This is a genomic window from Brevibacterium sp. UBA7493 (assembly GCF_002479565.1).
In the GTDB taxonomy this organism is placed as follows: Bacteria; Actinomycetota; Actinomycetes; order Actinomycetales; family Brevibacteriaceae; genus Brevibacterium; species Brevibacterium luteolum.
In genome coordinates, this window is sequence record NZ_DLOD01000010.1 from 207,995 (window position 1) to 226,580 (window position 18,586).

19 protein-coding genes are annotated in these 18,586 nt (G+C 65.8%); 11 read left to right on the forward strand and 8 right to left on the reverse strand.

All coding sequences use genetic code 11. From position 1 onward, the window contains the following. Positions 1-133 precede the first annotated feature (133 nt). The 6 genes from B4E96_RS07020 to B4E96_RS07045 all read left to right on the forward strand — a co-directional run bounded on the left by B4E96_RS07020 (position 134) and on the right by B4E96_RS07045 (position 6,092). A complete protein-coding gene (locus B4E96_RS07020) occupies positions 134-670 on the forward strand; it encodes a TRAP transporter small permease (RefSeq protein ID WP_259796995.1) in 537 nt (178 codons plus the stop codon). Positions 671-678: 8 nt separating this feature from the next. Continuing rightward, the gene (locus B4E96_RS07025; RefSeq protein ID WP_286956944.1) at positions 679-2,193 is read left to right on the forward strand and encodes a TRAP transporter large permease; all 1,515 of its coding nucleotides are present in this window, start codon (positions 679-681) and stop codon (positions 2,191-2,193) included. A 128-nt stretch (positions 2,194-2,321) separates the two neighbouring features. Then, positions 2,322-3,602: a TRAP transporter substrate-binding protein DctP gene (gene dctP / locus B4E96_RS07030; protein ID WP_286956945.1), complete on the forward strand. Its 1,281-nt coding sequence runs from the start codon at positions 2,322-2,324 to the stop codon at positions 3,600-3,602. 106 nt (positions 3,603-3,708) lie between these two features. Next, positions 3,709-5,007, forward strand: coding sequence for a TRAP transporter substrate-binding protein (locus tag B4E96_RS07035; RefSeq protein ID WP_286956946.1), 1,299 nt, complete (start codon positions 3,709-3,711; stop codon positions 5,005-5,007). A 162-nt stretch (positions 5,008-5,169) separates the two neighbouring features. Next, entirely contained in the window at positions 5,170-5,832 is a 663-nt protein-coding gene (locus tag B4E96_RS07040) for a RelA/SpoT domain-containing protein (protein WP_286956947.1), read from the forward strand. Then, positions 5,829-6,092, forward strand: a complete 264-nt coding sequence (locus B4E96_RS07045; protein ID WP_191726933.1) for a hypothetical protein — start codon at positions 5,829-5,831, stop codon at positions 6,090-6,092. The genes B4E96_RS07040 and B4E96_RS07045 overlap by 4 nt, the downstream gene beginning before the upstream one ends. Before the next feature lie 65 nt (positions 6,093-6,157). Here B4E96_RS07045 and B4E96_RS07050 read toward each other — a convergent pair whose 3' ends face one another. Beyond that, a complete protein-coding gene (locus B4E96_RS07050) occupies positions 6,158-7,087 on the reverse strand; it encodes a LysR substrate-binding domain-containing protein (protein ID WP_286956948.1) in 930 nt (309 codons plus the stop codon). Between the two features lie 103 nt (positions 7,088-7,190). Between B4E96_RS07050 and B4E96_RS07055 the strand changes: the two genes are divergently transcribed. Further along, entirely contained in the window at positions 7,191-8,312 is a 1,122-nt protein-coding gene (locus B4E96_RS07055; RefSeq protein WP_286956949.1) for a YeiH family protein, read from the forward strand. 55 nt (positions 8,313-8,367) lie between these two features. On the opposite strand, the gene B4E96_RS07060 is transcribed toward B4E96_RS07055, so the two are convergent. Together B4E96_RS07060 and B4E96_RS07065 are read right to left on the reverse strand one after the other, a co-directional pair. Beyond that, entirely contained in the window at positions 8,368-9,735 is a 1,368-nt protein-coding gene (locus B4E96_RS07060) for an MFS transporter (protein ID WP_286956950.1), read from the reverse strand. 150 nt (positions 9,736-9,885) lie between these two features. Next, on the reverse strand, positions 9,886-10,326 hold the full coding sequence (locus B4E96_RS07065; protein ID WP_259855568.1) for an Lrp/AsnC family transcriptional regulator: 441 nt from the start codon (positions 10,324-10,326) through the stop codon (positions 9,886-9,888). Positions 10,327-10,406: 80 nt separating this feature from the next. On the opposite strand from B4E96_RS07065, the gene B4E96_RS07070 reads away from it, so the two are divergent. Continuing rightward, entirely contained in the window at positions 10,407-11,444 is a 1,038-nt protein-coding gene (locus tag B4E96_RS07070; RefSeq protein ID WP_259855566.1) for a DMT family transporter, read from the forward strand. 138 nt (positions 11,445-11,582) lie between these two features. Here B4E96_RS07070 and B4E96_RS07075 read toward each other — a convergent pair whose 3' ends face one another. Further along, a complete protein-coding gene (locus B4E96_RS07075) occupies positions 11,583-12,590 on the reverse strand; it encodes a nucleotidyl transferase AbiEii/AbiGii toxin family protein (RefSeq protein WP_286956952.1) in 1,008 nt (335 codons plus the stop codon). Further along, entirely contained in the window at positions 12,587-13,165 is a 579-nt protein-coding gene (locus B4E96_RS07080; RefSeq protein ID WP_286956953.1) for a type IV toxin-antitoxin system AbiEi family antitoxin domain-containing protein, read from the reverse strand. Before B4E96_RS07080 ends, B4E96_RS07075 begins: the two co-directional genes overlap by 4 nt. Positions 13,166-13,255: 90 nt before the next feature. Between B4E96_RS07080 and B4E96_RS07085 the strand changes: the two genes are divergently transcribed. Next, positions 13,256-13,684, forward strand: coding sequence for a hypothetical protein (locus B4E96_RS07085; RefSeq protein WP_286956954.1), 429 nt, complete (start codon positions 13,256-13,258; stop codon positions 13,682-13,684). Between the two features lie 13 nt (positions 13,685-13,697). Here B4E96_RS07085 and B4E96_RS07090 read toward each other — a convergent pair whose 3' ends face one another. Next, positions 13,698-14,246, reverse strand: coding sequence for a GNAT family N-acetyltransferase (locus B4E96_RS07090; protein ID WP_286956956.1), 549 nt, complete (start codon positions 14,244-14,246; stop codon positions 13,698-13,700). Next, a complete protein-coding gene (locus B4E96_RS07095) occupies positions 14,243-15,190 on the reverse strand; it encodes an ornithine cyclodeaminase family protein (RefSeq protein ID WP_286956958.1) in 948 nt (315 codons plus the stop codon). Before B4E96_RS07095 ends, B4E96_RS07090 begins: the two co-directional genes overlap by 4 nt. 170 nt (positions 15,191-15,360) lie before the next feature. Between B4E96_RS07095 and B4E96_RS07100 the strand changes: the two genes are divergently transcribed. Beyond that, positions 15,361-15,675: a GNAT family N-acetyltransferase gene (locus tag B4E96_RS07100; protein WP_286956959.1), complete on the forward strand. Its 315-nt coding sequence runs from the start codon at positions 15,361-15,363 to the stop codon at positions 15,673-15,675. Positions 15,676-15,825: 150 nt separating this feature from the next. Beyond that, positions 15,826-17,283 carry an NAD-dependent succinate-semialdehyde dehydrogenase gene (locus tag B4E96_RS07105; RefSeq protein WP_286956960.1) on the forward strand — a complete coding sequence of 486 codons (1,458 nt, stop codon included), beginning with the start codon at positions 15,826-15,828 and terminating at the stop codon, positions 17,281-17,283. A 172-nt stretch (positions 17,284-17,455) separates the two neighbouring features. Here the strand turns inward: B4E96_RS07105 and B4E96_RS07110 are convergent, their stop codons facing one another. Next, positions 17,456-18,394: an Abi family protein gene (locus B4E96_RS07110; protein WP_286956962.1), complete on the reverse strand. Its 939-nt coding sequence runs from the start codon at positions 18,392-18,394 to the stop codon at positions 17,456-17,458. Positions 18,395-18,586: the final 192 nt, after the last annotated feature.

The window sequence follows — 18,586 nt, forward strand, 5'->3', positions numbered from 1 at the left end:
GTGTCACAGGTCATAGAAAGTTCTTGAAAACTGGCTGAACAATCATTAACTTGATACCAACGTCAACTTCAGCTGACGCCGTGGCGCCCGCACCAGCGGGCGACGAACCGTGATACGAACCGAGGTGACACCGGTGTCCAGGCTCAACGCGCTGCTCGACAGATCCCTGTCGATCTTCACCGCGATCGCCGTCGTACTCATGATGGCCCACATCGTCGTCCACGCACTGTCGCGGTTCCTCTTCAATGCCCCGATCTTCGGCACCAACGAGATCGTCGCCTTCTGGTACCTGCCCTTCGTCGCCCTCCTCGGCATTCCGGCCGCACAGCTGCAGAAGGAGCACATCACCGTCTCCCTCCTCTCAGACCGGCTCGCCCCGCTGCCGCAGGCGATCATGAAGATCTTCGGCTATGCCCTCGGCGCGCTCGTGAGCGTCGGGTTCGCGTGGTTCGGGCTCAAGGAGGCGCTCAAGCGCATGGACATGGGCGCGACTGCCGGGGTCACCGACATCATCGCCTGGCCGGTGTACTTCCTCGTCCCGGTCGTGTTCGCCATGCTCGCCGCACTGTTCGTCGTCGACATCATCATCACCGCCCGCACCCGCAATCCCGAGGTCAATCCGCTCACCGGTGAGACGGCCGAACGGGATATCGAAGAGACCATCATCTGAGGCAGGCCATGACCATCTCCCCCACTCAGCTGCTGCCCGCCGACAAGAAGGCCGAGGCGCGTGCCGCCCACGCAGCCCGCGCCGGCCGCGGCAGCTGGCTGACACTCGGTATCGGCCTGGCGCTCTTCGCCGGCTGCCTCGCCGGGCTGTTCACCAGCCCCACCCCGCAGATCGCCGGCATGTGGTGCATCGCGATGATGCTCATCCTGCTCTTCCTCGCCGTGCCTGCCGCGATCGCACTCGCAGTGCCCAGCCTCATCGGCGTCTATGCCCTCTCCGGCATCCCAGCCACCGTCAACATCCTCTCGACCTCGCCGTTCCATTCGGTCTCGCAGTGGTCGTACTCGGTGCTGCCGATGTTCATCTTCATGGGCATGCTGCTGACTCAGTCGGGGCTGACGTCGAAGATCTACCGGGCTGCCGATCACTGGTTCTCGTGGCTGCCCGGCGGCATCGGCATCGGCACGACCGCCGCCGGTGCGGGCCTGTCCTCGGTGTCCGGCTCGACGATCGGCATGACATATGCGCTTGGCCGGGCCGGCATCCCGGAGATGCTGCGTGCCGGTTATGACCGGCGGGTAGCCGTGGGCACCGTCATCGTCGCCGGCCTGCCCGGCAACCTCATCCCGCCGTCGATCCTGCTCGTCGTGTACGCCGGCATCGCCTCGGTGCCGGTCGGCCCGCAGCTCATCGCCGGCACCCTGCCGGGCATCCTGCTGGCGGTCACCTTCGCCGTCTTCATCTTCCTCCTCGGGCTCTTCGCCCCGGCTCTGGTGGGCAAGGGCACAGGCACCGGCGCCGAGGCGGCGGCCTCGACCTGGCGGGACCGGTTCCGTTCCCTTGGTGACATCTGGGGCTTCCCGCTCATCCTCATCGTGCTCTTCGGCGGCATGTTCTCCGGTGCCTTCACCCCGACCGAGGCCGGTGCGGCCGCCGCGTTCGCAGCCCTGCTGCTGTGCCTGCTCTACACCCGCCGGGACAAGCCGCTCACCCGCGTGTCGCAGGCTGCGATCTCGACGGTGAGTGCGACCGCTGCGATCTTCTTCATCATGATCGGCGCGGAGATGCTGACGAAGCTGCTGGCCATCACCGGCCTGGCGCCGATGATCACCGGAATCATCACCGACCTCGGGCTCTCGCGCATCAGCTTCCTGCTCGTGCTCGTGGTCGTCTACCTCATCATGGGCATGTTCTTCGACACCCTGTCGATGATGCTGCTGACGATCCCGATCCTGCTGCCGACCCTCGACGCGATGGACGTCTCGGCGCTGTGGTTCGGCGTGTTCGTCGTCCTGCTGGGCGAGCTCGGCATGATCACCCCGCCGGTGGGCATCCTCTCCTACATCGTGCACAACATCACGAAGGCGCCGGAGGTCAACCTCGGGCACACGATCACCCTCACGGACGTGTTCACTGCACTGCTGTGGTTCCTGCCGATCGCCGTGCTGTTCCTCGCCCTCATGATCCTGTTCCCGGAGATGGCGACCTGGCTGCCGGCCCAGATGAACCCAGCCGGCGGCTGACGACGACTTCCCGACTCAACCGTTCGGTCTGCTGCCACCCGGCGCCAGACCCCGACCCACACCGCCGGCGGCGCTGCCGGCACAGCCTGCCGGGGCTTGACCCGGCGCAGCAAGAGAAGGAGACTCTCGTGACAACCCACCTGATGAAGACGCGGCGGGCGCACGCCACCGGTGCCCTGGCTGCCAGCGCCGCACTCACACTGACGCTGGGCGCCTGCGCCGGCGGGGGCGGCGGAGGCGAAGGCGGCGGTGACGGCTTCGAGTACGGCGCTGACCAGTCCGAGGTCGATGAGCTCATCAAGGATCTCGACCCGGTCACCATCAAGTACCAGCCCTCCTCGGCCAGCGCGCAGTCGGTCATGGCCCCGACAGGCACCGTATTCAAGGAGATCGTCGAGGAGCGCTCCGGTGGCAAGATCACCGTCGACATCGTGTGGGGTCAGGCGATCGCCTCCTACGCTGAGGTGCATGACGCCCTGGCCGATGGCCGCGTCGACGTAGCCTACACGCTGCCGGGCTACTTCCCCGATGAGTTCCCGGTCATCGACGCGATCGGCACCGCGATGGCCGACCAGCCGGCCTCGCCGTTCGCCGGCGAGCTCGTGACCAACGCCGTCGGCAGCGACATCGCCTGGCAGATCCCGGAGGCGATCGAGGAATACGAGTCCAAGGGCCTCGTCCCGCTCACGCCGTTCGCTGCCTCGGGCGGGTACTACAACGTGTGCGCTGAGCCGACCTCCTCTGCCGATGACTGGAAGGGACGCCAGATCCGCATCGCCTCGCAGGCACAGGCTGCGCAGGTGACGAAGCTCGGCGGCTCCCCGGTCTCGCTGCCGTACCCGGAGACGTATGAGGCGCTGCAGCGCGGCACCGTCGACTGCACGCTCGGCCAGCTCGTGCCCTCGGCAGAGTCCGGCATCTTCGATGTCGCACCGAACCTCGGCTACACCACCGACCACTCCTTCTCGCGCACAGCCGGCGCCTACCTGGCCGGCCAGACGTTCACGGAGCTTCCGCTGGCCTACCAGCAGATCATCTTCGACTCGAATGCCCTGGCCGCCTCCGGTGGCATGAAGGCCGTCATCGACGGCAACGCCGATGCCATCAGCCAGGCGAAGTCGGCCGGTGGTGAGGTCGAGCCGTTCGACGATGATGTGCAGGACAACGTCGGCGAGTACTCCCAGGAGCTCATCAAGCAGGCCGTCAGCGACGGCAAGCTGAGCCAGGAGAACGTCGACGCGATCGCCGAGGCGACTAAGCGCCAGCAGCGCGCGATCGAGGACCTCGGCTACGTCGACGACGGTGAGACCGGCGACTTCGACGAGTGGTACGACAAGGACACCGACTACACCGACTTCGCCAAGCACAACTACGAGAACGGCAAGGCGATGGAGCACCGCCCGAGCTGACCGGCCAGCCGCCTGGGCGGCTGAACAGCTGAGCGACACACACGCGCAGCGGTATGTGAGGACTCTCATAGGCCGCTGCGCGTGCGCTGTCCATAGGATGAATGGCATGACACGACTGCCTGCCTCCGGATCATCACCCCGCCCGGCGCTCACTCGCCGCCTGCTCGCCACCGCGGCCGCCTCGGCGGCGGTCATGCTGGCCGGATGTGCAGGGTCGGCCGGCGGCCAGCCGACGAACAGTGCGGGCGCCGGCGGCGGCTTCGACTACGGTGCCGAACAGGCCGACGTCGATGCGGCACTGGCTGACCTGGACCCGGTGACGATCACCTACCAGCCGACGGCTGCCAGCGAGAAGTCCGTCATGGCACCCGGCGGCACGGTGCTGGCCGAGGAGATCGAGAAGCGCTCCGGCGGCAAGATCAGCGTCGACATCGTGTGGGGGCAGGCGATCGCCGGCTACACCGAAGTCCACGATGCGCTCGCCGACGGGCGCGTCGACCTGGCCTTCACGCTGCCGGCCTACGACCCGGCCGAGTTCCCCGCCTTCGACGCGATGAGCACCTCGCTTGCGCTGCTGCCGACCTCGCCGTATGCCGGTGAGCTCGTCGCCAATGCCGCCGGTGCCGAGGTGGCGTGGGGCTCCGATGCGCTGGTCGAGGAGTTCGAGGCGCAGGGGCTGAGCCCGCTCATCCCGCTCATCGCCTCCGGCGGGTACTACACGATCTGCACCGACCCGCTGGAGACTGCTGAGGACTTCGACGGCCGGCAGATCCGGATCGGATCCTCGGCCCAGTCCGAGCAGATCCAGAACCTCGGTGCGACTCCGGTGTCGCTGCCTTTCCCGGAGACCTATGAGGCGCTGCAGCGCAACACCATCGACTGCGACCTCGGCCAGCTCATCCCGGCCGCCGAATCCGGGATGTTCGACGTCGCCAAGCACATCGCCTACCCGACCGAGCACAGCTTCTCCCGCTCACCTGGGGCGTATATGGCAGGCAAGACCTACCGTGAGCTGCCACTTGCCTATCAGCAGGTCATCTACGATGCGATGATCGCCGCCTTCGACGGGCAGATGCAGGTCTCCGTAGGCGGCAATGCCGTGGCAGTCGGGGCGGTCAAGGATGCCGGCGGGACCATCACCGAGTTCCCGTCCGAGGTGCAGAAGGCACTCGGGGACCAGACGCAGGAGATGAGCCGTGAAGCCGGTGAACAGGCCGGGCACGACAGCCTCGCCGATGACATGGCAGCCGCCGGTGAGAAGTGGGGCACGCGCATCGAAGAGCTCGGCTTCACCGACGGCGGCGGAGTTGAAGACCTCGATGAGTGGTACGACGACGGCACCGACTACCGGAAGTTCGGCACCGCCGTGTTCGAGGAGGTCTTCACCGAACACCGGCCGGGGTGAGGCATTTCGTCCACGTGAGCGAGAGCGAGAATCGGACGATCAGCAGTCTGAGCTAGGCGACGGACACGCCCAACGTCCGTGCCTCGTCTTAGGCTGACAGGCATGAACACAGGAACTTCTCCACCTCCTTCGAGGTCTGCTCTTCGCAAAGCTGGCTCGATCATGCGCAAGTACATGCGCGGTGAAGCGACCTTGGCAGAATTCCAGGGAGCGATCAGGACGATGCAAGCTCATCGATCCCGCTTCAACCGGCCGATGGTCGATCTGAACACCGAGCTGAGAAGCCTCGCGTCTCAGCTCAGCATCGAAGCCAGCGTGACTCAACGGCTCAAGAGAGAAGCAACAATCGTGGAGAAGCTGTGCATCCGAGAGCCCGGGCTAGATTTCTCAAGAATGCAGGATATTGGCGGTCTACGGGTTGTCGTCGATTCGTTAGCAGAGCTGATCCGGTTCGACACCGCACTCTGCGACCGCTGGTCCGATCGGATCGTGGACCGACGAGACTATGTTTCTCACCCCAGAGAATCCGGTTATCGTGCGATCCATGTCGTGGTCTCAGAATCAGGCCTTCACCTGGAGGTACAGCTGAGATCTAGACGGATGCACGTGTGGGCCCAGATGGTAGAGGGGTTCTCAGGACAAGTCGGGGAGAACTTCAAACAGGATTCAGGAGACCACGTCATTCAGAGGTTTGCCCGCACTCTGTCTGAGCTGTACGCTCATGAGGATGGCGGAACGACTCCGCCAGCGCATTTGAACGCCGAGTTCGAGACCCTGTGGATCCAGGTAGATGCGGCTCTAGGACCGACAGAGGAGACTGAATGAGCGGGATCAAGCATTTCTTGCTCGTCTTTGACCATGCCAAAGACGAGCTCATTGAGCAACTCGACTTCGGCGATGACGCCGAGCGCGCTGTCGAAGAATATGCCGTTCGCGAAGCCAAGTACCGTGATTCGAGCTCAGTCGATATCGTCCTTGTCGGGTCTGACTCGATCGAAACGGTCAAGGTCACACACAGCACGTACTTTGAAGGATTCAATCGAGGATCTAGAAACCGAATCCTGGATAGGTTGCTCTCCAGCTGATGCGCAGGCCGCCCCGCAGCCACGTTGAGCCGGGGTGGCCTAGTATTTCGAGCCGAGGCACGCTGCTACTCCTCGTGGATGAGCGCGAGGAAGTCCGCAGCCGCCCCGCGCAGCCTGTGACCCTTCGCCCACAGCGCGTGCAGCTGCCGGTCGAGCCGGACGTCGTCGGCCACCGGAATCTCGACGAGGCTGCCGGTGCGCAGCTCCGACTCGACGGCCAGCCGTGAGATCGCCGCCGGGGCCAGCCCGGCGAGTGCGGCGACCTTGACAGCGGCATTCGACGGAAACGCCGCAGCCACCTGCACTCCCCCGGCCGCCGCCAGTGCCGCGTCGATGACGCCGCGGGTGCCTGAGCCCTCCTCCCGGACCACGAGCGGACGCGCCGCCAGCGCGGTGGCGGACACGACCTCGGGACCGGCCCACTGCGCCGCGATAGCCGGGGTTGCGACGATGACCAGCGCGTCAGTGCCGATGAGACGCGCGGTGAGGTCCTCGGGCACCTCAGCCGATTCGATCAGCCCGATGTCGCAGCTGCCCTCGCGGACCGTGGCGCACACGGCTGTCGTGTTGCCGATGCTCATGCCGACATCGGCGTTGGGGTGGGCGGCGCGGAAGCGCTCGAGCCAGCGCGGCAGCAGATGTTCGGCGATCGTCATCGATGCACTCACCCGCACGCGCGCGCCGACTTCGCGGCGCAGCGCGGCCATCCCGGAGAGCAGGTGGTCGTAGCCGGACATGATCTCTGCGGCCCAGGCGGCGAGCGCCTGCCCCTGCGGAGTGAGCTTGGTGCCGCGCGGGCTGCGGTTGAGCAGCGGGATGCCGGATTCGCGTTCGAAGGCGCGCAGCATCCGCGAGGCGTTGGGCTGGGCGAGGTCGAGGGCCCGGGCGGCCTGCCCGATCGAGGTGGTGTGCCGGTCGAGTTCGACGAGCAGGGCCAGCACCTGCGGGTCCGGCAGGCGGCCGGCAGGCGGGTGCACTTCATCGGGCAAGGTCATGGCCCTAAGTGTGCACCCGACGCTCGGTCATATCAAGTTCATATGAGAGTGAGACGGAACTGGGGTCTACTGTCAGCACTCCTGCCTCCCCAGAGTGGAGGGCATGGCAGAGAACAACGACTCGGCGGCGACCCGGGCAGGTGCGACCACCGACCCGGCACGCCAATCCCAGACCGGCCCGGCCGCCCCGCACGGGCCGGGCCGCAGGCTCACCGACCACCGCCTCGGGAAGTTCCTCCCCGGGCTTGCCGTGTGTGCTGCGGCCACGCCGGTGGCGATGGGGATTGCGCACTTCGTGCCGCTGGCCTCCGCGCTGCTCATCGCGATCATCCTCGGCATCGTGCTGCGCAACGTGATGGGCGAGCTGCCGGGGTCGTGGGCTGCGGGCATGCAGTTCTCCGCGAAGAAGATCCTGCGTCTGGGCATCATCCTGCTCGGCGCGCAGCTGGTGCTCGGTGACATCATGTCGCTGGGCTGGAAGCTGATCCTCGTCGTCATCGCCGTCGTCGCCATCGGCATGCTCGGCACGATCGGGCTCGGCCGCTTACTCGGCATGGGCCGGGATCTGTCGCTGCTCATCGGCTGCGGCTTCTCGATCTGCGGTGCCGCCGCGATCGCCGGCGTCGAGTCGACGGTGCGCGCCCGCAAGGAGGACGTCGCCGCAGCGATCGCCCTCGTCGTGCTCTTCGGCACCCTCATGATCGCCGCCGTCCCGCTCATCGCCGGCCTGCTGGGCCTGGGTGAGGAGACCGCCGGCATGTGGGCCGGTGCCTCGACCCATGAGGTCGCCCAGGTGGTGGCGATCGGCGGGATCATCGGTCCCGAGGCGCTCAAGGTCGCTGTCGTCGTCAAGCTCGCCCGCGTGCTCATGCTCGCCCCGATCGTCGCGATCCTGGCGATCTCGGTGCGCCGCTCCTCGGCTTCGGCGCTGACCCCGGGCCCGGACTCGGAGGTCAAGGCTTCCCGTCCGCCGCTCGTGCCGCTGTTCATCATCGGATTCCTCGCCATGGCGATCGTCCGCACGCTCGGCTGGCTGCCCGATTGGGCCGTCACTGCTGCCGGCATCGGCCAGACGATCGCGCTGACCGCGGCGATGTTCGCCCTCGGTTCGGGTGTGCACATCAAGTCGCTCATCAAGCTCGGGTTCATGCCGGTGCTGCTGGCCACCCTGTCGACGCTCATCGTCGCCGGCGTCGCAGGCCTCGGCATCTGGCTGGCCGTCTGAGTCTGCTCACACAGTGAGGCCCCGGTCGCGTGACCGGGGCCTTGCTGCTGTGCGCTCAGCGGTGGGTGGCGGCCGGCTGGCGGGGTCCGCGCACCGCCCGGGACGCCCTGCGAGCGTAGAGGGCTGCGCGCAGGCCGACGAGCACGGTGGCCAGCAGCACGAACGAGGCTGAGAGATTGATCCACAGGAACCCGCCGAGCCCGAGAACGGTGCCGGCGGTGGCCGCCATGAGCGCACCGCCGAGGTTCATCGCCGAATCCGAAGCGCCCTGCAGGGTCAGCTTCGCCCGCGCCGGCACACTGGCACTCAGGAGCGCCGAGCCACCGATGAGCGTCATCGACCAGGACACCCCGAGCAGGAACAGCGCGGTCGTCAGCAGCGGCATCGAGGAGACCTCGCGCAGCGCATCGAGCACGCCGAGGATGATGGTGATGACGAAGCTGATGATGCCGGTGATGATGACGGTGAACGGGCCGTACCGGTCGGCCATCCACCCGAACAGCGGAGACAGCCCGTACATGCCGGCGATGTGGATGCTGATGACGAGCCCGACTTCGCCCAGGTGGAAGCCGTGGTGGTCCATGTGCAGCGGCGTCATGACCATGACGTTGGTCATCATCATCTGCCCGGCGACGATCGTGATGATGGCGAACAGCGGGATCGGCCGGGCGGCGACGAACCGCAGTGCGGCGATGAGTCCCAGACGCGACCCGCCGGGCGGGTGCGGGTGCTGGGCGGTCTCACCCGCCTCGGGCGCGGTGGCCTCCGGTCCCGAGGCGGTGGTCTCCACTTTCTGTTCCGGCACCGTTGCAGAGGCGGCCGGTTCCGGCAGCTGCTGGGCCAGGCGGCCGGGCAGCAGGGCGGTGCACACGACCGCGAGGGCGAAGCAGACCATCGAGATGACATATGGGCCGGCCAGCGGGTTGAGGCCGAGCTGTTCGCCGAGCTCGGCACCAGGAGCGGTGAAGTTGGGTCCGAGCACCGAGCCGACGGTCGTGGCCCACACGACCAGCGACATCGCCCGGGCCGCACGGGCGGGGTCGGCGAGATCGACGGCGGCGTAGCGGGCCTGCAGGCCGGCGGCGGTGGCCGAGCCGCACATGAGCATGCCGAGGAGGAACAGCGGCAGCCAGGCGATGATGACGCCGAAGAGCACGACGACTGTGCCGGCGGCGCCGATGCCGAAGCCCAAGGAGAGGGCGAAGCGGCGCCCGCGGGCGCCTGCGAGGGTGGCCAGCGGGTAGGAGATGAGCCCGGCACCGAGGATGACGGCCATCTGCGCGAACCCGGCCATCTCGGTGTGCCCGGTGATCTGCTCGGCCAGCAGCCCGCCGACGGCGTAGCCTGAGGCGATGCCGGCGCCGGCGAAGAGCTGGGCGCCCATGAGCTTGAGCTGGCTGCGGATCCGCGGCGAGACCGGCATCGACACGACCTTTCAGATGATGGGGCAGCAGCTGATGCCGCCGGAATGTCAGCGGACCGGCTCAGCGCTGAGCGGATCCGCCTTCTGCCCTCAATCGTCGCACATGGGACGCACGCCCGGTGCGTTGGGTCACATCGCGGTAGGCGGGATTCACAGCGGGGCTTTGAGGACCTTCATCGTGATGTGGGAGCTGACCCGCTCGACACCCTCGATGGCGGTGAGCACCTGGGAGATGAAGTGCTCGGCGGCCTCCAAGTCCTTCACGGCGATGCGCACGAGGTAGTCGGGGTTGCCGAACATGCGGCGCAGCTCGATGACCTCATCGCAGTCGATGAGCTCACCTTCGAAGGTCTCGGCGATCTGCTTGGTCTTTGTGCCCATGTCGACGTGGACGATGACCTCACACGCCCGGTCGATCGCCGCCGGGTCGATGCGGGCGTGATAGCCGGTGATGATGCCCTCGGCTTCGAGCCGACGGACCCGGCGCAGGCACGGCGACGGGGTGAGGCCGACCCGGTCGGCCAGTTCGGTGTTATTCAGCCGCCCGTCCAGAGCCAGGTGGTCGATGATAGCGCGATCGATGGTATCCATGAGTGAATCATGCCAAGATTCTCGGCTGAAGGGCAATAGCGGCAATCGCGTGCCAACCGATTTCTCCTACCATGAGCCTCATGGTCCACTCCCCTGCACAGCACACGCTCACGCCTGCTTCCCGCCTGCCGGTCTCACCTGCCACGGCGGTCGGTGAGCGCACCGACTGGGCCGGTGTCGCCTCGGTCGCTGCTGGTGCTGCCACCTGGGGAGTCGGCGCCGGTGTCGCCGGCTTCATCTTCGCGATCTCGACGATGTCGGCTGCCACCGTGACGTTCTGGCGGTTCCTCGCCGCCGGCATCATCCTCGCCCTTGCCTATGAGGCCCGCCGCGTCTTCTCACCTGAGCGTCACGGCGGTGAGCCGAGCCTGCTGGCGATCATGCACCGGCACGGCTTCGCCCTCATCATCATCGGCTCGGCGCTCGCGGCCGCCCAGTCGCTCATGTACGCCTCGGTCGCCTCCCTCGGCGCCGGCCTCGGCACGATCGTGCCGCTGGCCGTGAGCCCGGTGGCGATGGCGGTGCTGTCGATGCCGCTGCTGCGCACCCGTCTCAACCTCGCCGGCTGGCTGACGATGATCCCGCCGCTGGTCGCCATGGCCTGCGTCGTCGGGCTGACGAACGGAGCGACCGCCGCCGAGGTGTCGGTCATCGGCGTGTGCCTGGCCGTCACCGCCGCCGCAGCACACGCACTCATGACGATTTCGTCGAAGCGCCTGTCGACCGGCGGCACCTCGGTGTTCGGCACGACGACGCTGACCTTCCTCATCGCCTCGGTCGCCCTCACCCCGTTCGCAGCAGCCAACGGATTCCTCGGCCACACGGACCGGCCGTGGGCGGTCATCGGCTGCCTGGCCGTGCTGGCCGTTTTCGCCTCGGTGGTTGCCTATCCGCTGTTCTTCGCCGGAGTCAAGCGCATCGCCGCGCCGGTGGCGGCGATCGTCATGCTCGTCCAGCTCATCGTCGCGACCCTCATGGGCACGATCGTGCTCGGCGAGCCGATGCCGGCTGCCGCATGGCTGGCCCTGGCCGCACTCATCGCCGGCATCATCATCCACACGCTCGCCGCCCGCAGCCTGCCGATGCGCCGGAACCGCGAACGCGTCGCGATGAGCTGAAGTCGACTACGGGCTGGCGATAGAGGCGACACGCAGTTCAGCGCACCGGTCACGGTCAAAGCCGGGAGGCAGATCGGAACGGGCAGCCGCTCGAATCAAGCGCCGCATGATCCGCTGGCCCTCGCGCCGCACACGCTGTCATCTATAGCCATTCTCAGCCGAGTCCGTACCTGTTCGTTCACTGGTCTTCTCCCCTTCAATGAGGCTCGACGAACTATTCAGTGCACGCTCAATACTTACCGACGTTGGTTCTTCCCAGGCTTGAGAAGAAAAGTTCCAATGCAATCGGTCTGTATTGCCTGCGAGGACCGGCTCGACGAAGTCCAAACATGTTGCGAGCAGGTCTGCGAATCTCACTGGGGTCGACTGCTCGATCCTCTGCTTCTTTCGCCAGACTTGCCACTTGCGCTGTGCGAATGCTGGCATCTGAGACAGCAGCGGACCAAGCGGTTCCAGCTCAACCTGCCGGTAGCGGGCGACAACACCGATTGCTTCCTGTAGATCCGCACCTGAGACGACTCGGGAGCGGGCAATGGCGGCGATATCCGTGAAGTCTCGCCAACGGGTGTTCTGCTCTCCTCTTTCGAGGGCGGTGACGATCTTCTCTGCGAGAACCATGTGGTCCGGGTATCCCAGGAGGCGCAGCGTGCCGCCCAATAGGAGCGGCAGGACCGCCTCTGCGGGTGCAGGCCAGATAGGGTCCCCGAAGTTCACGTCGATATGCAGCGCAACCTGCGCGGTCGCCAACTGTGCGGTCACTGTGACTCGCACACCGTTGTAGTCGGCTTCATCACGGATCCGCTCTCCGTTGACGGAATCGAGATCGAACTCGAGCCCGTCATCGCGGCGAACGGCAAGGATGCTTATGACGCGTCTTTCAACCTCGGGGATATCGTTGGTGAACCCTCGCGCCGCGAAGTCGATATCCCTGGTTGGTCGCCGATCAGCAAAGGCCGCCATGAGCACGCCACCTTTAAGGACGAAGTCTGTGGCAGATTCGGACGAGGCAAGTCGGGCTAAGAAGCCTTCCAGCGCGTACAGGGTGATGTACTCCGCTGGGTCACGGTTCTGCCGCCTGGCGAGATTACGGAGGTCGTTGTACGCGCGCCCCGCTGGGGTATCTCTGGAGGGCGTTGGCGGAGTCACAGGAGCACCTCCAAAGCGTGACGGATCCGAGGGAGCGCCTTCGGGAACGAGCCCGCAACCTTCAGCAGACCTGCTGGCGTGTTGCCTCGCTGTCGCAGCCAGCGTCGAAGCGACTCATACGCAACGTCGCTGCCTTCTTGGTGCATGAGCCGAAAAGCGTCAACGATGGTCCGCTCTGCGGAGTAGATCGCAACCCTGGCTCCTCCTCCCGCGTCTGCATATTCACGTCCGATCGCGAAAGTAGCCGGGTCGAAGCTATGCCAGCTCACATTCGAGAGGCCGGCGGGCTGGTGAGTTCCGCGCGGCAGCGCTATGTCGGAACCGAACGGGATCGCGTCGCTGAGCTCGTGGTGCACAAGAGCGCTCGTCAGACATAGTGTCGCGTCGTGACGAAGCGCGGTTGCCGCAGCAAGCACGGTGAGCGCAGGCTGAAGGACGTCGGGACACACATAGACTCCCCGCCCCACCCGTTCGATCTCGTCGCGATCGAGCAAGGAGTACACCTGATCCTTGGTGAGACCCGCCGCGCGAGCGTCCCCGAGCGTGAAGGCTGGCCCAAGTTCGCGTATTCGCATCCGAGCCTCCTAACCCTTGACACATCAAGTGTACCTGTACAGGGTTAGGCGGACAAAGCATGTGCGCATCACGACGCCGGCTGGCTGACGATGATCCCGCCGCTGGTCACCATGGCCTGTGTCGTCGGGCTGACGAACGGAGCGACCGCCTCCGAGGTGTGGGTCATCGGCGTGTGCCTGGCCGTCACTGCCGCTGCCGCACACGCACTCATGACGATTTCGTCGAAGCGTCTGTCGACCGGCGGCACCTCGGTATTCGGGACGACGACGCTGACGTTCCTCGTCGCCTATCCGCTGTTCTTCACCACGGTCACACGCATCGCCGCGCCGGTGGCGGCGATCGTCATGCTCGTCCAGCTCATCGTCGCAACCCTCATGGGCACGATCGTGCTCGGCGAGCCGATGCCGGCTGCCGCATGGCTGGCCCTGGCCGCACTCATCGCCGGCATCATCATCCACACGCTCGCCGCCCGCAGCCGGCCAATGGGCCGGAACCGCGAACGCGTCGCGATCGGTTGAGGCCCCTCAGCCCTCAGCCGAGCCGCTTCTCCAGGATCGAGAATTCCAGGTCGTCGCGCTTGGGGATGCCGAAGCGCTCGTCCCCATAGGGGAACGGCTCGACTTCGCCGGTCGGCGCATAGCCGCGGCGCTCGTAGTAGGCGATGAGTTCGGTGCGCTGCCGGATGACGCTCATCCGGATCCGGGCGGCGTCCCAGTTCTCCTTGACCCACGCCTCGGCCCAGGCCATGAGCTTCGAACCGGTGCCGGTGCCCTGCGCGGCCGGGGCGACGGCGAACATGCCGAGGTAGGCACACGCGTCATCGCGCTCGACGAGCTGCACGGTCGCCAGCGGCGTCCCATCAGGTGAGCGCACGAGGAACACGACAGTGCCGGGTTCGGCCAGCGTCTCGGCGGCCAGCTGCGAATCGAGGCGCTGCCCGTCGAGCAGATCGGCCTCGGTCGTCCAGCCCGCCCGCGAGGCGTTCCCGCGGTAGGCGGACTCGATGAGCGCCACCCAGTCGGGGATGTCGGCCTCGCCCACCTGCACGGGGGCGAAGGCCTCTCCTGCCGGTGTCGTCACCGTTCGAGCGCCTCGTACACGGCCGAGGCGATCGCGAGGTCCTCCCACGACATGCCGGAGGTCTTGAACACGACCGGCTTGTCCGGGTCGAGGATCTCGGTGCCCTTGCACACGACGTCGCGGAAGGTCACGACGTCATCGATCGTCAGCTCGTTCTCCGCGATCGCCAGCACGAGATCGCCGCATTCGGCCTCGGCGGTGTGCTTCGCTTCGACGATGACGGTGCCGCGGCCGAGCAGCTCAGCCGGCAGCTCACGGCAGTCCGGGGAGTGGGAGCCGATCGCCACGACGATCGCGTCCTTGCGGATGCTCGCGGCATTGAACAGCGGCTCGGAGGCCGAGGTCGCGGTGATGATGAGGTCGCAGTCGGCCAGTGCCTGCTCGGCGCCTTCGCTGCCGGAGAGGATCGGTGAGCCGCTCAGCCCGCGGTCAGCCAAGCCGGCGAGCACCTCATCGGCACGCTCCAGGCTCTTGACGCCGACCTTGACGTCGTGGATCTGTGTGACCGCCGCGGTGGCGTCGACGTGCGGCAGGGCCTGCGGGCCGACTCCGTAGAGCGCCAGGCGCACACCGTCGGGGAACCGCTCCTCGATGACATCCTTGACGCCGGCCAGCGAGACGGCTGGGGTGCGGATGTTCGTGATGGCGATCCCGTCGAGGTAGGCGAGCGTGGTGTGGTTGTAGGAGTCGAGCAGCAGGTAGCTGCCTTGGATGCGCGGATGCCCGTCATCGGGGTTGTCCGGAGTGACGGTCAGGGCCTTGAACCCGCAGTAGCGGCCGAGTTCGGCGGGCATGAAGAGGAATTCGCCGCGGCTGAGCTCAGCCGACACCCGGGCCGCGTCGTTCGCAGGGTCGAAGTCACCGGTGAGCGCATTGCGCAGCGCCTCAATCGCCTGTCCGTAATCCATGTGGGCGAGAATCGTGTCACCGTCGATGATCTTCATGGGTCCTCCCGGGTTGGGCCTGCGGCGTTCACCCACCAGCCTAGCGGGCAGATCGTCCCGCGTTCGGGCCGCTCGCATGACGGGAGTAGGGTCGTGCGGTGAGGACACTGCCGTTTCCGAGGCGGTCGGGACTCCCAGCCGGCTGCCGGCAGGCCGATGAAAGGACGCACATGGACATCACCGTCGACTCCGAGACCTTCACCCTGGCCCACGATGCAGAGGCCAGCCGGTACACCATCAGCCATGACGGCGAGCAGATCGGGTTCGCCGACTACCACCAGTCCGGTGAGGCCGGTGCCGGGGGCATCCGCGACTTCGACCACACCGTCGTCTCCCCTGCATGGGGCGGACGCGGGCTGGCCGGCGCGATCGTCGACTATGCACTCACCGACTCCGTCGCTGCCGGCTTCCGGATCCGCCCGACGTGCTCGTATGTCGAACGCTACGTCGGCAAGCACCCGCAGTGGCAGGACCACCTCGCCTGATTCCCCGCCCCAGCTGACCGGCTCTATCGCCGGTCAGCGCTGCGGTGTCTCATGTGCGCTCAGCCCGGCTTCACAATGTGCGGCCGCGGTCTAGACTGGCAGCGGAACCCCGCAGTTTCATACGAACTCTCGTTTCTCAAGGAGGCGAACATGGACATCCAGCCCATTCTGGACAAGGTCAACACCGGTCTCTTCATCAACGGCGAATGGCGCGAGGCCGAAGGCGGCAAGACCATCGACGTGGAGAACCCGGCCACCGGTGAGGTCATCGCGACTGTCGCCGACGGTTCGGCAGCCGATGCCGAGGAGGCGATCCGGGTCGCCGGTGAGAAGCAGGCCGAATGGGCTGCCGTGCCCCCGCGTGAGCGCGGCGAGATCCTGCGCAGGGCCTATGAGCTGCTCATCGAGCGTCAGGAGGACATCGCCACGGTGATGACCGCCGAGATGGGCAAGGGCATTGCCGAGGCCCGCGGCGAGGTCGCCTACGGTGCTGAGTTCTTCCGCTGGTTCGCCGAGGAGGCCGTGCGCGTCTCCGGTAACTTCATGCAGTCCACCGATGGCAAGAACCGCATCATGGTCTCCCGCGAGCCGGTCGGCCCGTCGGTGCTCGTGACCCCGTGGAACTTCCCGCTGGCGATGGGCACCCGCAAGATCGGCCCGGCGATCGCGGCCGGCTGCACGATGGTGTTCAAGCCCGCGAAGCTCACCCCGCTCACCTCGCTCATGCTTGTTGAGGCGCTCAAGGACGCCGGCCTGCCCGCTGGTGTGCTCAACGTCGTCACCTCGAACTCCGCCCGCCGGGTCGTGACCCCGTGGATGGAGTCGAACATCGCCCGCAAGGTCACCTTCACCGGTTCGACCGAGGTCGGTGTCGGACTGCTGGAGCAGGCCGCGCAGAACGTCATGAAGTCTTCGATGGAGCTCGGCGGCAACGCCCCGTTCGTCGTGTGCGAGGACGCGGATCTCGACAAGGCCGTCGAAGGCGCGCTGCTGGCCAAGATGCGCAACATCGGCGAGGCCTGCACCGCTGCCAACCGCTTCTTCGTCCACACCTCGCTGGCTGATGAGTTCGCTCAGCGACTGGCCGATGAGATGGGCAAGATGACGATCGGCAACGGCCTGGATGAGAACAACAAGATCGGCCCGCTCGTCGAGGAGAAGGCCCGCGACAAGGTCGCCAGCCTCGTCGACGACGCCGTCGAGAAGGGTGCGAAGGTCCTCACTGGCGGCAGCAAGGTCGACGGTCCCGGCTACTTCTACGAACCGACTGTGCTGACGAACGTCTCGGAGGACTCCGACATCCGCAAGGAGGAGATCTTCGGGCCCGTCGCCCCGATCTTCACCTTCGAGACCGACGAAGAGGCCATCGAGATGGCCAACGAGACCGACTTCGGCCTCTCCGGCTACCTCTTCACCGAGAACCTCGCCCGCGGTATGAAGCTCTCCGAGCAGCTCGAGTGCGGCATGATCGGCCTCAACACCGGTCTTGTGTCGAACCCGGGTGCGCCGTTCGGCGGTGTCAAGCACTCCGGTCTCGGCCGTGAGGGCGGACAGGTCGGCATCGACGAGTTCCTCGAGGTCAAGTACGTCACGACCCCGCGCAGCTGATAGGCGAGCTGGCTGATGCCAGCCGGCACATTGCTGAGGGCCCCGAACCGGTCGGTTCGGGGCCCTCTTCTTGTTATTTGAGCTGTGTCGGACGGTCATGCCTACGCGGTGTCACGATGCAGGCACATTCCGCAGGCAAGCAATCAACCGCGATGCCGCACCCCTGAAAGCATCAAGCCCCCACACGGGTGACGCCGTAATGGTACAAGTCGTCTTCTTTCACAAGAGCATCGAGTTCATCCGCAAACTTCATTCGTATATCGGAAGGCAGGAAAGTAGCCAAGTTCAGAAAGGCCCAGTACATCGACTTGTTGTCGGTATCACGCAATCGAGCCTTGAAGATCTTAGGCGCTCTAGGACTGTCGACCGTCGGCCTGCGCCAAAGCCGCGCGTGATGTGCCACTAGGTTACGAAGGTAGGCCAAGGACTTGATCTGGGTTTCGAAGACCCTGGCACTAATGCCGAGGTCATTCGCTACTTCTCGCCACACCGACTCTTCTCTATCGGTGTCACAACACATGATGAAATGGCCCAGAAGACCCAGGCTGAAGCTGTCGATGACGGCCCATAGAGGTAAGACACTCGCAAGCTCAACACACAGCTCATGACTTGCCTTTTCATATGACTTGGGCACCGCTACGCCCCTCACCTCTGCGATCTCTCGTAGACGGTCCTTCACGTAGGGCTCGTCATGGCGAAAGATATGCATGAGAACGTTCTGCACGATGAGGTTCGCACTGCCCGGCTCAGTCTCCCGGAACTGCCTGGGTGAGAGGAATGAGGCGGCTGGGTCAAACTTCTGGCAGTAATGCCGAACCGCCGACGCCCTCAATCGCCATTCAACCGCACGAAGAGCGCTGTGCAGGGCGGTCGAGACGCGCATGTCGTAATCGACGACTCGTAGGACATCGTCAGGTGCTTTCAGAGACCTTTCAATAGTTCCGCGTCCGACCAGCGCTCGATAGTTGCGCGCATAACCGAGAAAGTAGTGAAAGTTGAGATGCGCCAAACGTTGCTTGTGGTCTTCGGAGATCGTGCCGCGACTGAAGTACTCACGCTCATATAGATAATCCACCTGTTGTTCGAGCGTGAGGAAAGGAGGAACGATCACGTAATAAGTCCTGACAAAAGAGGACCCCCGCAGGGTGCATCACCGATACGGTGAGAGGCAGCGGGGGGACTATTAGTCTTTACGATAGTCGCGCACGAGCCACGTGTCAAAGTAACCTCACAGCGGCCAGTGAACCACGCGCAATGACGCACGCAGGTCGCGGCGCACCGATTCCAGACCGAAGATTTCAGA

What these genes read in the sequence shown, in the direction of transcription:
- B4E96_RS07025 (WP_286956944.1), top strand. Translation starts at nt 679, where the DNA reads ATGACCATCTCCCCCACTCAGCTGCTGCCCGCCGACAAGAAGGCCGAG.
- B4E96_RS07045 (WP_191726933.1), top strand. Translation starts at nt 5,829, where the DNA reads ATGAGCGGGATCAAGCATTTCTTGCTCGTCTTTGACCATGCCAAAGAC.
- B4E96_RS07105 (WP_286956960.1), top strand. Translation starts at nt 15,826, where the DNA reads ATGGACATCCAGCCCATTCTGGACAAGGTCAACACCGGTCTCTTCATC.
- B4E96_RS07060 (WP_286956950.1), bottom strand. Translation starts at nt 9,735, where the DNA reads ATGCCGGTCTCGCCGCGGATCCGCAGCCAGCTCAAGCTCATGGGCGCC.
- B4E96_RS07035 (WP_286956946.1), top strand. Translation starts at nt 3,709, where the DNA reads ATGACACGACTGCCTGCCTCCGGATCATCACCCCGCCCGGCGCTCACT.
- B4E96_RS07085 (WP_286956954.1), top strand. Translation starts at nt 13,256, where the DNA reads ATGATCCCGCCGCTGGTCACCATGGCCTGTGTCGTCGGGCTGACGAAC.
- B4E96_RS07065 (WP_259855568.1), bottom strand. Translation starts at nt 10,326, where the DNA reads ATGGATACCATCGATCGCGCTATCATCGACCACCTGGCTCTGGACGGG.
- B4E96_RS07095 (WP_286956958.1), bottom strand. Translation starts at nt 15,190, where the DNA reads ATGAAGATCATCGACGGTGACACGATTCTCGCCCACATGGATTACGGA.
- B4E96_RS07040 (WP_286956947.1), top strand. Translation starts at nt 5,170, where the DNA reads ATGCGCAAGTACATGCGCGGTGAAGCGACCTTGGCAGAATTCCAGGGA.
- B4E96_RS07100 (WP_286956959.1), top strand. Translation starts at nt 15,361, where the DNA reads ATGGACATCACCGTCGACTCCGAGACCTTCACCCTGGCCCACGATGCA.
- B4E96_RS07080 (WP_286956953.1), bottom strand. Translation starts at nt 13,165, where the DNA reads ATGCGAATACGCGAACTTGGGCCAGCCTTCACGCTCGGGGACGCTCGC.
- B4E96_RS07070 (WP_259855566.1), top strand. Translation starts at nt 10,407, where the DNA reads ATGGTCCACTCCCCTGCACAGCACACGCTCACGCCTGCTTCCCGCCTG.
- B4E96_RS07050 (WP_286956948.1), bottom strand. Translation starts at nt 7,087, where the DNA reads ATGACCTTGCCCGATGAAGTGCACCCGCCTGCCGGCCGCCTGCCGGAC.
- B4E96_RS07055 (WP_286956949.1), top strand. Translation starts at nt 7,191, where the DNA reads ATGGCAGAGAACAACGACTCGGCGGCGACCCGGGCAGGTGCGACCACC.